The following is a 15,597-nucleotide window of genomic DNA, read 5'->3' as shown; positions in this document are numbered from 1 at the left end:
AATTTATTCTTGATAATCTTTTCAGACCAGCTGAACTTCCACCTTCTTCGCCTCGCGATCCAGCAGCGTAATCCGAAAGCTACGAATCTGCCCCGCGCGAACCGGCTCAGCCTTCGCCTCAGCCGCACTCGGCCCATTCTTCCATCGCGACGCCAGCATCGACCCCAACGACGAAAGATCCACCGCCCCCGGCTTCGCCTCTTCCTTCACCGCAGCCTCCGCCACCAGCCGCGCCCGCGCGCGAATCCCCTCGCCCAACTCCACCGTCCCCTGCTCGCCCGCAACCTCAATCAACCGACCCGTCACCACATCCCCCTGCGCATGCTCCGCGATGTACTCATCCAGCCCCGTCGGCACCAGTTGCTTCATGCTCAGCTTGATCTGCCGCTTCTCCCGATCGAAATCAAGCACCTTCGCCTTCACCACCTGCCCCACACGCAGCACATCCTGCGGCCGCTCCGCCCGCTTCTCCGCGCTGATCTCGCTGACATGGATCATCCCCTCAACACCCTCCGTCAACTGCACAAACGCGCCGAACTTCGTAAAGCTCACCACCGGCCCCTCCACCTGCGAGCCCACCGCAAACTTCTCCGCCGCATCCACCCAGGGATCACCCAGCGTTTGCTTCAGCCCTAGCGACATCCGCCTCTCCGGCACACTCACGCCGAGAATCATCACCTCCACCACATCTCCCGGCTTCACCAGGTCACCCGGCTTCCTCACCTTCTTCACCCACGACATCTCCGAGACGTGCACCATCCCCTCAACGCCTGGCTCCAACTCCACAAACGCACCAAAGTCCGTCACCCGCGTCACCGCCCCCCGCACCCGCTCGCCCGCCACATACTTTCCCGCCACCGCGTCCCAGGGATGCGCCATCAACTGCTTCATCCCCAGCGCGATCCTCTTCCCCGCCGCCTCCACCTTCAACACCTTCGCCTCAACCTGCTGCCCCACCGTCAACACATCCGCCGGCTTCTCCACCCGAGCCCACGCAATGTCGCTGATATGCAGCAGCCCATCCACTCCACCGATATCAACAAACGCGCCATAGTCCGTCAAACTGCGCACCGTGCCCGAAACCACATCGCCCTCATTGATCTCCCCAAACCGCCGCTCCTTGGTCGAACGATCTTCCTCCTCCGCCACCGCCCGCCGATCGACAACCAGATCCTCCTCCGCCACATCCAGCTTGATGATCCGGCAGCGAATCTCCTGCCCCACCAGCTTCTCCATCTCCGCCGCATCGCGCGCCCCACTGCGCGACCCCGGCATAAACGCTCTCACGCCCACATCCACCGTCAGGCCGCCCTTCACCACGCCCGTCACCGTTCCCGCAATCACCGTCTTCTCCGCAAACGCCTGCTCCAGCGCGCTCCAATCCTTCGGCTGCTCCACCCGCATCCGCGACAGCTCGTAGTACCCCTCTTCGTTGCGCCCCTTCACCGAAACCAGCAGCTTGCCGCCCGGCTCCACCGTCTCTCCCGCACTCTCAAACAGAGACAGCGGCAACACACCCTCCGTCTTGTATCCAATATCCACAAACACCGAATCAGCCGACACCGCAACCACCGTTCCCGCTATCTGCTTGCCACCCTCACCCGAGCGGCGCGAGTGCGTCTGTTCATACTCCGACAGAATCGCGTCGAAAGATTCGATAGACTCAACGGCTTCAATAGGTTCAACGGACGGATCGAACTTCGGAGTGCTCTGGGGAGTGTTCTGGTTTGACATGAAAAACTGAGGCCTCATTCCTACTGATTTTGGCTAGAATATCACCGCGCTGGTCCTCGCCTTCGCCAGTCGCAAACCCTCGAAGGAAGGTCTAAGGAAGTCTGATGAAGTTGTCATCTTGAAAGTTCGAAAAACAGCTTTTGCTTCTAGGTAAGCCAAGGCTTTAGCCTCGGCAATCAGACCCGCCAACGACGCGGGGTTTAGCCCCTGGGTTTGCTTTCGTAGCATCCGCCTCTCAGGCTTTTATCTTCAGGCGCTATGATGAGGGAGCCATGAGGAATCCTTCTTTGTTTTTCAGCAGACCTCGTACAGTGCTTCTCTTGCTGCCTGCCATCCTGAACCTCTGTTTCGCACCGTCGTCTCCTGCCCAGACTGCAGATCCGGCACCCGCCGTGCAGGGTCAAGAGAAGGGTAAAACTTTCTCCTACCGAGGCTACCGTTTCGATATCCAGGAGATCGAGGCTATCCCGGAGAAGCCGGCGCTGTTGGCCGCTATCCAGCAACAGACCGACCTGGTTGAGTCGACCCCGCTGACCGAACCGACCAAGCAGTTTCTTCGCGGCTTCACCGTGCACGTCTCCGTAGGAGAAGGCGAGCACGGCGGTGGAGGCCACTTCGGCCAGAAAGGTGTCTTCGTCTCGCTGCGTCCGCAACAGGATAACCGCCCCATCCTGCTGCACGAGTTCATGCACGCCTTTCAGAATGACCGCCTGCCCAAGGGCCGCCAGAATCCAGATGTTCTGAGGTTCTACGAGCGGGCGAAGACCGCGGACCTCTGGCCTCCTCAGGCCTACATGCTCAAAAATGTCGGTGAGTTCTTCGCCATGACTGCAAGTACCTATCTCTGCGGCCATGCCGACCGTCCTCCGTTCAATCGCGCCAACATCGAACAAAAGCAGCCGCGCTACGCAGAGTGGCTTGCAAGCAACGTCCGCTGAAGCCGTGGCACCGGCACCTGTTTCCGTCAGACACTCTGTCCTCACGCCCTCTCTCACGAACAGAACTCTCCTGCGAGCCTTTCTACTCACCGCAGTAGCTTTCTTCGCAGCGCATCCCGCGCGATGCAGCCTCACACTCGATGACTCCATCCTCATCGCCCCCTCACAACTCAGCAACGGCTCACCCTTCCTCATCACCGTCTCCCTGCCGAACCCGGCCCTCTCCGTCACCGGCAACTGGCAGTCTCACCAGATCTCCTTCTTCCCAAACTCCGATCGCCACACCTGGTACGCACTAGCCGGTGTCGATGTAGAACTCACCCCCGGCAACTACCCACTCACCATCGAGGCAGACCTCAAAGATAAAACCCATCAGACCCTGCACCAGCAACTCACCATCGAGACCGCACCCTACCTGCAGGTTCCCCTCACCGTCCCCGACAAGTTCGTTCAACCCGACCCCAAATCACTCCGCCAGATCGCCGCCGACAAGATCGTCAAAGACAAAGCCTTCGCCACCTCAGCCGCGAAGCCGCTATGGACCGGCAACTTCCTCCCACCCCTCCGCCTCGCGCCCCAGTCCGACTCCTTCGGCAATCAGCGCCTCTTCAACGGCAAGGTCGCCAGCGTCCACCGCGGCCTCGACTATCACGCCAAACTCCACACCCCCGTAGCCGCCATCAACTCCGGCCGCGTCGTTCTCGCACGTCCTCTCTACTTTGAAGGAGGCTGCGTCATCATCGACCATGGCCTCGGCCTCATGAGCGTCTACATGCATCTCTCAAAGATTGAAGTTTCCGCAGGCCGCCGCGTCCGCCGAGGCCAGATCATCGCCCTCAGCGGCGCCTCCGGACGCGCCACCGGCCCCCACCTTCACCTGGGCGTCCGTTGGCAAGGCAGCTATCTCGACCCCGCCAAACTCTACGAAATCCAGTTGCCCACCACTACGCCGCTCAGGGCACGCTAGCAGCTCAATGTCTGAAATGCCGGTAATTCCGCGAGGAACCGGCAGCCTAGCCCGTGAATCGCCCCCGCTATGCGGCCGCGCAGCACCGGGCTGCCTTGCAGGCTACGGGACAAGCTTCAAAGTAATCTCTCGGAGGATTGTCTTTGTCGTTTCTGATCCACACTGCGTGAGCTCACGATCTGTGCAAGTGCGAACTCTAAGTACGACAGGGTTGTGTATCGCCGCTGATACTATCCGGCCATCACGGGTGTCCACAACGAGTCTCACGTCAAAGGTCTCCGTGCCGGTCTCTGCGCTGAATCCTTCACTCTCTCTGGAGACCTGGACGAAGTTGTTCGGCTTAGCCGACGTTGGCGCTTGCATCCACTTCCCAGGTTGCTGAACGTGAAGTTCAGGGGGAGGTACGTGCTGGATAAGCAAAGTCTTAGTATGCCCGGCTGCGTCTGAGGATTCCACGGAAAGGGAAAAATCAACCACGTCTTGGCCGAGTAGGACACGCTGTCCGTCGGCCCAGGAATTGGGAGTGGTGCGCGAAACATAGGCCGTCTGTCCGGGCCGCGCCAGCTTCGCTCTGATGGCTAATAGAAGATCGCTATAGAAGGTCAGGGTATCGGTGATGGGCCCAATCAGGAGCGGTTGAACGTTCGCAAGGTTCGGCACCTTCAGGTATGTAGCGGCGTCATCCAGAGAAATGGTTTGCCGCATCGCCAGGCTTGCAGGTGTGAGCGTCTGCTGCGTATTCGAGGTGAGGTCCGACCAACCGATCTCCTCATAGAAGCGACCGTTTGTATCGCGCTTCACGCTGTCGGCGGCTCGAATGGTGTACTTCCAGCCATCGTTGTCACCCGTCATCAAATAATGGGAAACCATTCCATCTGCGTAGTGGCGCTGAAGGCCTCCAGCGTCTGGCGAAACCTGCTGGGCGGGAACCATAGTTGTTGCTGGAATTGACGCGGCAAAAATCATCAGCAGTACAAAGCTCAACGCGGTGTCCCTCAAACTTTACGAAATGTTATCAAGTGGAAAGGTAGCGCGAAACGCTCTTTCCGTCCTCAATCTCCTGACAAACGCAAGGCGAGCCGCAGGAAAACCTCGCTAGAAAAAGGCAAAATAACCTGTCAAGCCCCTAAACTACCCAAACCATTCATTCGGAAAGACATACGTGTGGCGTACAAGTTAGCCCCGGCGCGCTATACTAGAAATAGAGCAAAGAAAACCCCAGCCAAAAGCTGGGTTTTTCACTTTAAGCCGCATAACCCGTTTGTTTGCACGTATCTGGACGCAACCCTTTTGGAATGACATATTTACAGGTCTATATCAGCCGTAAAACCATGATAATAAGGAATTTACGCGCGGGCAATAGGGGGGGTACCCCCCATCTAGGGCAGCCGCTCAGCCGGACTCCTAACTTCTTCCAGATCAGTACCGAACAGACGCCGTAGTGGTCTTTGGATCGCTCGCAGTAACGCCCTGGCAGCCAGCAGAGCCGCTACCAGCAGGACCACCGCGATCGAAGCAGCAATCAACGGGTGATGCGTCGCAAACCACGTCAGCCCCACCGCCGCTACATCCTCGGTCGAGCTCAACGCGATATTCGATACCGGCTCCGGACTAGGCGTCACCGCAGCCCGCAGAGCCGTCTTCGATCCATGCGCCGCCAGCGCGACCGCAGCTCCAATCGCCGTAGCCAGCACCTGCATCTGCGGAGACAACTGCGAACTCGCGTGATACGCCACCAGCGCAGCGATAGGAATTCGCACCACCGTATGCAACGCGTTCCAGATCATATCGAAAGCAGGAATCTTGTCCGCCACAAACTCGATCGCGAACATAATCCCGCACACCACCAGCACCCAGGTGTGCCCCAGCGAGTCCAGACCAGGAGGCAGCGCCACCCAGTGCGTACGCGCAAGAATCCCAAGCGTCAGCACGGTGGCATAGATATTCAGGCCAGCCGCAAAGCTGGCAGCAATCACAAGCGCCGTAATATTGGCTGGGCTGAAGCTCATTTGGCTGAAAGTGTACAGCCTCGCGAATGCGGCTGTTCACTTTTATTCAGTCATCGACGAGCAATCAGTATCATTTGCCCGACGAGCATTCCGAATCGTTCGCCCGCTACTCTATCGGCGAACAGCCCGTTTGATCTGCGCATACTGCAGCAAGATGAAGCTGTCCGTCATCCCGGCGATGTAATCCGCCACCACGCGAGCCAGACCCTGGTTCTCCACCGACTCGAAGTGGTTCACCGGCAGCTCCTCCGGATCGTTGATCCAGTAGTCGAACAGCGCCGTCACCACCTCTTCCGCCTTGTCGTGCTCATGCTCGAGCTCCGGGCAGGTATAAAGTGCGTCATAGAGATACCGCTTCTCCTGCAGACGCTCCGCCTCCACCTTCGGCGAAAACAGCGCCAGCCGGCTCGGATGTCTCCGCACATCGGCCAGCGACTCAGCACCGATGGCCATCGTGTTCCGCGCCGTATTTTCAATCAGGTCGTCGGTCAGAACGTTCTGCATCAACTGCAGCGCCTCGTTGAACAGAAACTTCTCATCGACCCCGGCATGTTCGCGTTCCACTGTCTTGTAGCAACGCGCAACAATCTCCACATGCTCACAAATATGGCTCACCTCAAGCAGACCGGACTCGACCCCATCGTCAAGATCCGCCGTAAGATAGGCGATCTCGTCGGCGAGATCGATCAGCTGCGCCTCCAGCGGCGGTCGCTGATCCAGCAGCAGGCCGGTCAGATCCGGATGCTTCTCGATACTGTAGTCCCGCGAGTGCTTGATGATCCCCTCGCGAACTCCCAGCGTAAGGTTCAGCCCGCGATGCGCCGCGTAGCGCTGCTCGAAGTGGTCGACGATGCGCAGAGCGTGGATGTTGTGATCAAAGCCGCGTCCATGCCTCTTCAGGCACTGATCCAGCGCCCGCTCCCCGGCGTGCCCAAACGGCGGATGTCCAATGTCATGAACCAGCGCCAGCGTCTCGGCCAGATCCTCCTGCAGACCAAGCGCCGCAGCCGCCGCCCGCGCAATCTGCGCCACCTCGATGGTGTGGGTCAACCGGCTGCGAAAGTGGTCCGAGGCGCGGCTGGTAAAGACCTGCGTCTTCCCCGCCAGGCGCCGGAAGGCGCGGGCCTGCACAATCCGCTCCCGGTCCCGCTGAAACGGAGTCCGGGAAGGCCGAAACGGTGCCGGGTACACACGCGTCAGCAGCAGATCGCCCGGATCGGCGACGACCGCGCAACTGTGAAGATCGATTGCCATAGTCAGCTCTAGTGTAAACGGCAGAGGCTCCTCAAAATTACTCGAGGAGCCTCAAACCCTTACCGCTGTGTGACGATCTTGCTATTTGACCAAGACGTTTCCGACCTTCGCCAGCTTCACCCGCGCGTTCTCAAGCTTGTGCTGAACCTTCGCAACATCCGCAGGATCGGCATCCGCTGACAGCGAACGAGCATACTCGGTCATCGAGCGCTCCCACTGCGCCACCGCCATCTTCAGGTTCCCGGTCTTCTCATAGACCTCGCCAAGATGATCGTGAACCGTGGGATCGGTGTTGATCCGCTCGTTCGCCTTGCGCAGATTTTCTTCTGCCAGAGCATATTGACCGGATTTGTAGTAAGCCCAACCGAGAGAATCCAAGAACGCGCCATTCTGAGGATCGAGCTCAACCGCCTTGCGGATCAGCGTCAGCGCCTCCGGAAGTCGAACGCCGCGATCAGCCAGCATGTAACCAAGATAGTTGAGAACGGTCGCGTTCTGCGGATCAATCGCAAGCGCCTTGCGAAACTCCGCTTCGGCCAGATCGTACTGTTTCTGCCGGTCATAAAGCGCGCCGCGCAGAAACGCCACGTAGAGCCTCTCGTCAGGCTTTGTAGCGAGCGCGTCAGAGCTCGTAAGCTCTGCAGAAGCCTCCTGATAGCGCTTCAGCCGAGTGTAAATCTGCGCCAAAGCCAGATGAGAGTCACGCTCGTCCGGAGTTCCCTTCGTCGCCGCCAACTGCGCATTCGCCAGCGCAATCCCCTGATCGACTGCGCCTGTATCGGCGAGCTGACCAGCATACATCAGCTGAATCCCATGATCGTTCGGCATCAGCTTCGCGATCTCAGCGGCAGTCGCAGTAGCTTCCTTCCACTGATGAGCATCGCGATAGGCATCGATCTGGCCTTGATAGCCACTCTTGACGTAGTCACCGCCAAGCGACGCCATCTGCTTGTAAGCAGCAACTGCATCTGCAGTCTTGTTCTCCTCGCGATAGATGATCGCGAGCCGATCCAGGAAGATCGAGCGATTGGCCTTCTCTCCATCGGTGTACTTTCCATCCGGATGAGCAGAGTCAGCCACCAGCTTGGTCAACACACCAATCGCATCGTCGTAACGACCCAGCGAGTCGTAGATAAGAGCCTCATTGTAAGTAAGCTCCAGCGATTCAGGAGCCAGCGGCTTCGCCTTATCCAGCGTCTTCAGCGCTTCGTCGTAATGCCCTTGTCTCCGCTCAATCTCGGAGATATGGATCTGAGACTGAGCATCTTGCGGCTCAGCCGCAACAATGCCATTCAATACCTTCAGCGCCTCATCCAGTTGACCATCGCCAAGCAAGGCATTGGCAAGACCGCGCTCTGTATCCAGGTTATCGGGCTCAGCATCCAGAGCCCGATGATAAGCAGCGATCGCGTCCCTATTCCTCTTCAGTTGCTCGTAGCTCGCACCTAACGCGAACTCGACGCGCGGCGATCGATCGTCGACCGGAATGGCGCTGAGAACCTCGGCCGCGCGCTTCGGATCTCCCTGTTCGCTGTAGAGCCGCGCCATATTGAGCGCGACCTCCTCCGAATTGGCGTCTATCCCCTGAGCGGCCTTGAACTGAGCCTCTGCCTTCCCCGAGTCGTGATTCAGTCCATACAGCTGGCCCAGTAAAAGATGCGTCTCCACGTCATTCGGCTTCAGTTGTGCAAGCTTTTCGTACTCTGTAATCGCGAGTTGAAGCATCTGTCCGGACTGAGAGCTTTGCATGTCTCCAAGCGAACGCAGATAGACCTTTCCCAGCAAGGTATGGGCTTCAATATCATCAGGGTTCTTGGTCACCTGGTCCTGCGCAGCCGTCACTGCCTCACGAATGCGGCCGATCTTGAAGTAAAGGTCGGCCAGACCATCCTGCAGAAGGCGCGAGTTCGGGTCGGCATCCAAAGCCAGCTTGTATTGCTCCACCGCCTGGGTTGCATAGTCCGACCGCCCCGCGTTCACCGCCATATCTTCGTAAAGCCGCGCCAACCCATAGTGGTAGTACGAAGACGCGCGATCAGGTTGAACCGAAGCTGCTACCAAACCCTTCGCAGCGCCTGGAGCCTGAGCAATCATCGTGTGTGCAACAAAAAAAAGCGCCGCAGCGGGAATCAGCCGGAGATGGCGAAGAGAAGAGGCACGTAAAAGAAGTGTCATGTTGTAGTTTCCTGTGCCGACGGAATGGAAGTCGATGCTATGCTCCTGGACACTGGTTAGACGATGGCGCCTGCGGATTGGATGCAGGTGGCCCAGACCAGCCGTTTGCGCAGCATGGCCGTGATTATATCCGTCATTGGCGCAAATCCGGAAGATTATCCGTGCCGGAAGTGCCTGACGCCTGTAAATGCCATCGCCACGCCCAGCCGGTCCGCAGCCTCGATCACCTCGGCATCCCGCACCGACCCCCCAGGCTGAATCACCGCTGTAGCACCAGCTTGCGCTACAACTTCCAGGCCATCCGCGAAGGGGAAAAATGCGTCGGAGGCTGCAACAATGCCCTTTAGCGGCAGTACGGCTTTCATTGCGCCGAAGCGTGCCGCATCCACCCGGCTCATCTGGCCCGCCCCGATGCCTACCGTCTGGCCATGTCCCCCGCTGAAACGAGCGTAGACGATCGCGTTCGATTTGACGTGTTTGCATACTCCCCAGGCAAAGAGCAGAGCACGCAGCTCCTCCGCAGTGGGCGTTCGTTTGGACACGATCTGGAGCTCCCCCTCGCTGATCCGCAACCGGTCGGCATCCTGCACCAGCATCCCACCTGAAACCTGCTTCAAGACGCGTGGAATATCGACAGGCGAAATCTCGAGGAGCCTGAGATTCTTTTTCGTCCCAAAACGTTCCAGCGCCTCACTGGTGAACGAGGGCGCGACGATAGCCTCGACGAATAGCTTCGCAATCTCCTCAGCCGCTGCGGCATCCACCTCGCGGTTGATCCCAATCACTCCGCCAAAGGCCGACACCGGATCGGCCTCGAGTGCTCGCCGATAGGCCTCGGCGACCGTGGCTCCGGTCGAAGCACCACAAGGGTTGGTGTGTTTGATGATGACCACAGCCGGCTCATCGAACTCGCTTACCAACTCCCAGCAGGCGTCCAGATCCACAATGTTGTTGTAGCTGAGTTCCTTCCCCTGAAGCTGCCTGGCGTTCGCCACACCCTTTTCGCTGCCGTCTGTATAGAGCGCAGCCTTCTGGTGCGGATTCTCTCCATAGCGAAGCGATTTGAGAAGCGGATCATTGACCCGAACAGTTGAAGGCAACTGCTCCTGCAAAAAAATAGCCTTCCCGCTCGGAGTTTCGATGTTCTCCAGCGCCGTCGCTATACCTGCATCGTATGCTGCGGTGACCGCAAAGGCCGTCTTGGCGAGCCTCCAGCGTGTCGCGTGACTCAGACCGCCCGAGTTCGCCGCCATCTCATCCGCCAATCGAGAGTAGTCCGCAACAGAGGTCACAATCGCGACGTCCGCAAAGTTTTTCGCCGCCGACCGAACCATCGAAGGTCCACCGATATCGATATTTTCGATCACGTCCGCGAAAGCAACACCCGGACGATTCGCCGTGTTCCCGAATGCGTACAAGTTCACCACCACCATATCGATCGGTTCTATCTGGTGCTCAGCAACCGAAGCCATATGTTCCGCGTTATCACGAATATGCAGGATTCCGCCATGCACCTTCGGGTGAAGAGTCTTCACACGGCCATCGAGCATCTCGGGAAATCCGGTCAGGTCGCTAATATCGCGCACAGGGAGACCGGCCTCTCGCAGCGCGCGGGCGGTCCCCCCTGTTGAAACTAGGTCCACGCCGAACGATGCAAGAACTCGAGCAAAATCAACAAGTCCTGTCTTGTCGGTTACAGAGAGTAGAGCGCGGCGGATCTGCCGAAGATCGGTCGGAGCAGTTGAGGAAGCAACGTCGTGTTCAATCATCACCTGACTATTCTAAAGCCAGCAAGCGACAACACTTCGTCACAACAGAGCCGAACCAGTCAGCGAGCTTACGTGCGGAACCTGGTGCGTGACACACCAGCGCTTCAACCCATTCGCAACATTCTCGACGGCGCGCGGATCGGCGTAGCTTGCCGTCCCAACCTGCACGGCAGTCGCCCCCGCCATCATGAACTCCACCGCGTCCTCGGCCCGAACAACCCCTCCCATGCCAACGATAGGGATCGTCACATTCCTCGAAACCTCATGCACCATCCGCACTGCAATGGGCTTGATCGCGGGGCCGGAGAGTCCTCCGGTAATGTTGGCGATACGAGGCCGGCGCGTCTCCACATCAATCGCCAAAGAGACGAAGGTGTTGACCAGTGAGACCGCGTCAGCGCCACCGTCCGCTGCAACGCGCGCCATCAATCCAATATCAGTAACATTAGGTGAAAGCTTAACCATCAGAGGCCTGCGAGCCGCCGCCTTGCATCGGGCCACCAACTCCCAAAGCTGCGGCGGATCGGTCCCGAAGACCATTCCCCCATGGCTGGTATTGGGGCAACTCGCATTCAGCTCATACATCGCTACACCGGGGGCATCGTTCAAAGCTTGAATCACCTCGACGCAATCCTCAATGGTGAACCCGAAGACGTTCGCGATAATGACCGTGCCAGTGATCTTCCTCAGTTTGGGAAGTTTTTCGGCGATAAAAGCGCGAACCCCCATGTTCTGCAGCCCAATCGCATTCATCATCCCGGCGGCGGTCTCTATGATTCTCGGAGCCGGGTTGCCAGCCATCGGCTCGCGCGAGAGCCCTTTCGTGACGAACCCTCCGATGCGATCCAGAGAAACAATATCTTCAAACTCGATCCCATAACCGAACGTTCCGCTTGCCGCAATCACCGGCGAGCTAAACTCAACACCGGCGACGGTCACCCGCATGTCCGGACCTTTGGCTCGTGCAGTCGCGCTCACTGTCCCGATTCCATTCCCATACCTAACTAGTGTAGCGGTAACTTATTGCTCGCCATCGATCCAAAGAAATGGAGGTATCGGTGATATCGCAAGTTTGCATGGCGGGAAGACGCTAAAATGTGAGGTGATGATTGACCTTGCATTTGTGCGGGCTAATTTGGCCCTAGTAGAAGAAAAGTTGCGTAACCGGGAGATAGATCCCGCAATTGCACTCCGTAACTTTGTTGAAATCGACCGCGAGCGCCGCGAGGCTATCACTCGAGTGGAGACGCTGAAGGCCCAGCGAAACAAGCTAACGGAAGAGATTGCGAAGCTCAGACGTGAAGGCGCAGATACGACCGCACAGACCGAACAGACTCGCACCCTGAAGTCTGAAGCGGAGTCGCTCGAGTCCGCCGCAGCGGCCTCCGACGAGCGTTTGAAAGAGATACTGCAGGCCCTACCCAACTTATCCCAGGATGGCGTTCCCATTGGGCGATCCGCCGACGACAACCGACAAGAGAAGGTCTGGGGCGAGAAAACAACCTTCGATTTTATGGCGAAACCTCACTGGGATCTAGGCGAAACGCTAGGCATTCTCGACTTTGGCCGCGCTGCCAAAATCTCAGGCTCCCGTTTTGTTGTCCAATTCGGCCAGGGAGCCCGGCTTGAACGCGCCCTCGCCAACTTTATGATCGACCTTCATACAGGCGAGCACGGCTATACAGAAGTCCTGCCACCGTACATGGTCAACTCTAAGTCGCTCTTTGGCACGGGCCAACTGCCCAAGTTTGACGAAGATCTCTTCCATTGCGACGACAAAGGTACCTACCAGCCCGGGGTTTACCAGGAGAACGATCATTGGCTCATTCCCACCGCTGAGGTCCCGGTCACGAACCTATTTCGCGAAGAGACGCTCGACGAATCGCAGCTTCCAATATCTTTCTGCGCCTATACCCCTTGTTTCCGCTCCGAAGCAGGCTCCTACGGCAAAGATGTTCGTGGCATGATCCGCCAGCATCAGTTCCAGAAGGTCGAGTTGGTGAAGTTCGTACGTCCAGAAGACTCCAACTCCGAGCACGAACGACTCACACGCCATGCTGAGACAGTGCTTGAGCGCCTCGGCCTCCCTTACCGGCGAATGCTGCTCTGCACAGGCGATATGGGCTTTTCTGCTGCTAAGACCTATGACCTCGAGGTGTGGTTGCCCGGCCAGCAACTCTATCGCGAGATATCCTCGTGCTCGAACTTCGAGACCTTCCAAGCCCGCAGGGCGAATATTCGCTACCGCCCGGCCAAAGCAAAGAAGAGCGAGTTCCTTCATACCCTCAACGGCAGCGGACTCGCTGTAGGACGCACCTACCTTGCGATTCTGGAGAACTATCAGCAATCGGACGGCACCGTAAGAGTCCCGGACGTGTTGATACCCTATATGAACGGCGATACGGTGATCGGCAAGCAGCAAGGCTGGAGCTAAGACATGTTCAAACTGATTCGTAACTACATCTTCTGGGCCTACGAACGGGGTAGCTTTCACTATGACGTCATGGTGACTGCCATTCTCGTCTTCATGTTTGTCTCACCCCACTTGATCGACTTCAAAGACAAACCTGTTGAGACCGTCGCTCTCCACGCCAGCGAGGTGCTGGTGCGGGAAGCTGGAACCGCCGGCGGGAGCAGCCGCTTTATCTATCAGGTTCGAGCTGAGGATATGGGCGGCGCCAGTACGGACGCCGAGCGCCAGGCCGCCATTTTACGGTTGATCGAACCGATCTCAGGCGAGGTGTCGATCCAGCGGTACGAACCCGTTCGCGACGTACAGGGCAAGATCATCGCCTACAACGCGTGGGTTCTCCGTTAGCTTCTGGCGCAGAAAGCATCCAACTTTCGGGAGTACCTGACTTATGACCACATTTCGTCGTACTGTTGCATCACTTATCCTGTCATCCGTTGTTTCCGTCATCGCTCCAGCTTCTGCGGTTGCGCAGCCGAAGCCTGGACATCTGGATGAAGTTCTTCGGCAGATGGATGCGGCGAGCTTGAGGTTTCAGTCGGCCGAAGCCACTTTTCAGTGGGACCTTTACGAGAAGGTTGTGCAGCAGACGACGACACAGAAGGGCACCATTTATTTCAAGAAAGACGGGGCTAAGACCGTGATGGGGGCGAAGGTCACCTCTCCCTCCATCAAGATTCTGGAGTATCGGAACGGAGTTTTGACTCTGTTTGACCCTGGCACGGATCATGAGACGGTCATCACTCCTAAGGGCAACCAGGCTCAGATGGAGAGCTTTCTGACGCTTGGGTTTGGCGGTAGCGGCAGAGAGATGGCCAAGGCTTGGACGATCTCGGATCTGGGTGATGAAGTGGTGAGTGGGGTGCAAACGGCGAAGCTGGATCTTGTGCCAAAGGACCCCGCTGTCCGCAACAACTGCACGCATATGACGATCTGGGTAGACCCTGTCCGTGGCATTACTGTGAAACAGAGCTTCTACATGCCGTCGGAGGACTATCGAACGGCTGTCTACTCCGACATCAAGTACAACCAGAGCGTCGATACCAAGCCTTATCAGATCAAGACGGACAGCAAGACAACAACTGATTCCCATTGAGCTGTTACTGAAGCTTTCGTCCGAGGGATCAGGCTTGTCGGTCGGTTGGGCTATGTTCTGTCTAGCTTAGGCGTCGAGTAAAAACTGGCCGTCGCGCATGATCTGCTCTTCACCCTGGGCGTCGCCTAGCCAGATGCTGAATTCGAGGCCGACTACGTCGATGTGCGTGGAAGACTTCCAGGGCGCTCCGGTGTGGGCGCCGTAGGGGTCTCCGAAGGCGATGTGGATGCCGGGGAACTTTTCATCCTGAAGGATGTTGCCGATGACGCGGTCGACTCCGATGTTGGTGCCGATGGCGAACTCCCCTACGCGGTCGGAGTTTTCGTCGGTGTGGGTGTATGCCCAGAAATCGCGCTCGAGGGCTTTGTTTTCGCTTGAAACGCGGGTGATGCGGTTGCCTTCGATGTTGATGGTGAGGGGATGGGCGCGGAGGATGCCGTAGCGGGCGCAGAGGAAGTCGCCTACGACGCCATCGACGACGAAGACGCCATTGACTTCGCCGGGCGCGGTGAAGCACTCGCCACCGGGGAGGTTGCCCCACTTCTCGGTGCTGATGATGCCGGAGGTCTTAAACCAGCGATAGTCGGGGTTGAGCTGGGCGTGGATGTCGGTGCCGGCCGGGGTGGTGGCGCGAACGTAGGTGGCGGCGCGGACCTTGTCGAGGACTGCCTGCGAGAGGCGGTCGATAGCGAGGAAGTCGGCGCGCATCCCCTGGGTCATGATCTCGGGGGTGATATTGACCATGTGGGCATGGCGCATGCGGCGGCGATTGACGACGTCGGTCATCTGCATGCGGCTATGAAGCTCGTTGGGCTGGACTTCGACGGCGAAGATGCTGACCTGCGAGGACTCCATGTCTTCGAGGATGGCTGAGGGGAGATCGATGAGAGGACGTGGGGCGAGGGCTTCGAGGACGAAGGCGTTCCAGGTGCAGCCGATCTGGTCCAGCTCCGCGACGAGCGAGGCGGCGATGGTGAGGCAGCGCTCATCCGTGATAAGAGTGACCTTCTCGTTGGGCTGGATGCGGAGGCAGGTGGTGACGGCGTTGCGAGCACCTGGGGTGAACTCAGGGGGGAAGGCGGTGGTGCGGAGGTCTGGTGCTGCCTGCGTTGCTTGATCAACCATGGGTTGGGCCTTCCGAATAAAACTTCTTTCTAAGATAGCTTGTTGTTACTGCTGAGTTAC

13 protein-coding genes are annotated in these 15,597 nt (G+C 58.2%); 5 read left to right on the top strand and 8 right to left on the bottom strand.

What is annotated here, in order from left to right:
* Positions 1–21: 21 nt before the first annotated feature.
* A complete protein-coding gene (locus HDF08_RS06735) occupies positions 22–1,734 on the bottom strand; it encodes a 30S ribosomal protein S1 (RefSeq protein ID WP_179637750.1) in 1,713 nt (570 codons plus the stop codon).
* Between the two features lie 272 nt (positions 1,735–2,006).
* Here HDF08_RS06735 and HDF08_RS06730 point away from each other — a divergent pair, with 272 nt between their 5' ends.
* Positions 2,007–2,672 (top strand): hypothetical protein, encoded by a 666-nt coding sequence (locus HDF08_RS06730; RefSeq protein WP_179637749.1) that lies wholly within the window; start codon positions 2,007–2,009, stop codon positions 2,670–2,672.
* Between the two features lie 4 nt (positions 2,673–2,676).
* Positions 2,677–3,639 carry a M23 family metallopeptidase gene (locus tag HDF08_RS06725; protein WP_179637748.1) on the top strand — a complete coding sequence of 321 codons (963 nt, stop codon included), beginning with the start codon at positions 2,677–2,679 and terminating at the stop codon, positions 3,637–3,639.
* A 102-nt stretch (positions 3,640–3,741) separates the two neighbouring features.
* Here the strand turns inward: HDF08_RS06725 and HDF08_RS06720 are convergent, their stop codons facing one another.
* The 6 genes from HDF08_RS06720 to HDF08_RS06695 form a co-directional block, all read right to left on the bottom strand.
* Complete coding sequence (locus HDF08_RS06720; RefSeq protein ID WP_179637747.1) at positions 3,742–4,623, bottom strand: hypothetical protein; 882 nt, start codon at positions 4,621–4,623, stop codon at positions 3,742–3,744.
* Positions 4,624–5,018: 395 nt separating this feature from the next.
* Positions 5,019–5,648, bottom strand: coding sequence for a DUF4126 domain-containing protein (locus tag HDF08_RS06715; RefSeq protein WP_179637746.1), 630 nt, complete (start codon positions 5,646–5,648; stop codon positions 5,019–5,021).
* 111 nt (positions 5,649–5,759) lie between these two features.
* The gene (gene dgt / locus HDF08_RS06710; protein ID WP_179637745.1) at positions 5,760–6,902 is read right to left on the bottom strand and encodes a dGTP triphosphohydrolase; all 1,143 of its coding nucleotides are present in this window, start codon (positions 6,900–6,902) and stop codon (positions 5,760–5,762) included.
* A gap of 81 nt (positions 6,903–6,983) precedes the next feature.
* Positions 6,984–9,077, bottom strand: coding sequence for a tetratricopeptide repeat protein (locus tag HDF08_RS06705; RefSeq protein WP_179637744.1), 2,094 nt, complete (start codon positions 9,075–9,077; stop codon positions 6,984–6,986).
* Between the two features lie 155 nt (positions 9,078–9,232).
* Positions 9,233–10,846 (bottom strand): bifunctional phosphoribosylaminoimidazolecarboxamide formyltransferase/IMP cyclohydrolase, encoded by a 1,614-nt coding sequence (gene purH, locus HDF08_RS06700; protein WP_179637743.1) that lies wholly within the window; start codon positions 10,844–10,846, stop codon positions 9,233–9,235.
* 39 nt (positions 10,847–10,885) lie between these two features.
* The gene (locus HDF08_RS06695; RefSeq protein WP_179638842.1) at positions 10,886–11,791 is read right to left on the bottom strand and encodes a dihydroorotate dehydrogenase; all 906 of its coding nucleotides are present in this window, start codon (positions 11,789–11,791) and stop codon (positions 10,886–10,888) included.
* A 160-nt stretch (positions 11,792–11,951) separates the two neighbouring features.
* On the opposite strand from HDF08_RS06695, the gene serS reads away from it, so the two are divergent.
* From serS to HDF08_RS06680, 3 genes are read left to right on the top strand one after another with little or no spacing between them, the layout of a single operon-like run.
* Positions 11,952–13,280 carry a serine--tRNA ligase gene (gene serS / locus HDF08_RS06690; protein ID WP_179637742.1) on the top strand — a complete coding sequence of 443 codons (1,329 nt, stop codon included), beginning with the start codon at positions 11,952–11,954 and terminating at the stop codon, positions 13,278–13,280.
* A 3-nt stretch (positions 13,281–13,283) separates the two neighbouring features.
* On the top strand, positions 13,284–13,664 hold the full coding sequence (locus HDF08_RS06685; protein WP_179637741.1) for a hypothetical protein: 381 nt from the start codon (positions 13,284–13,286) through the stop codon (positions 13,662–13,664).
* 43 nt (positions 13,665–13,707) lie between these two features.
* Positions 13,708–14,412 carry a LolA family protein gene (locus HDF08_RS06680; RefSeq protein ID WP_179637740.1) on the top strand — a complete coding sequence of 235 codons (705 nt, stop codon included), beginning with the start codon at positions 13,708–13,710 and terminating at the stop codon, positions 14,410–14,412.
* Between the two features lie 66 nt (positions 14,413–14,478).
* Here HDF08_RS06680 and HDF08_RS06675 read toward each other — a convergent pair whose 3' ends face one another.
* Entirely contained in the window at positions 14,479–15,537 is a 1,059-nt protein-coding gene (locus tag HDF08_RS06675) for an aminopeptidase (RefSeq protein ID WP_179637739.1), read from the bottom strand.
* Positions 15,538–15,597 lie beyond the last annotated feature (60 nt).

This window comes from Tunturiibacter empetritectus, from assembly GCF_013410875.1.
GTDB classification, from domain to species: domain Bacteria; phylum Acidobacteriota; class Terriglobia; order Terriglobales; family Acidobacteriaceae; genus Edaphobacter; species Edaphobacter empetritectus.
This window is presented reverse-complemented; position numbering and strand designations above follow the sequence as displayed.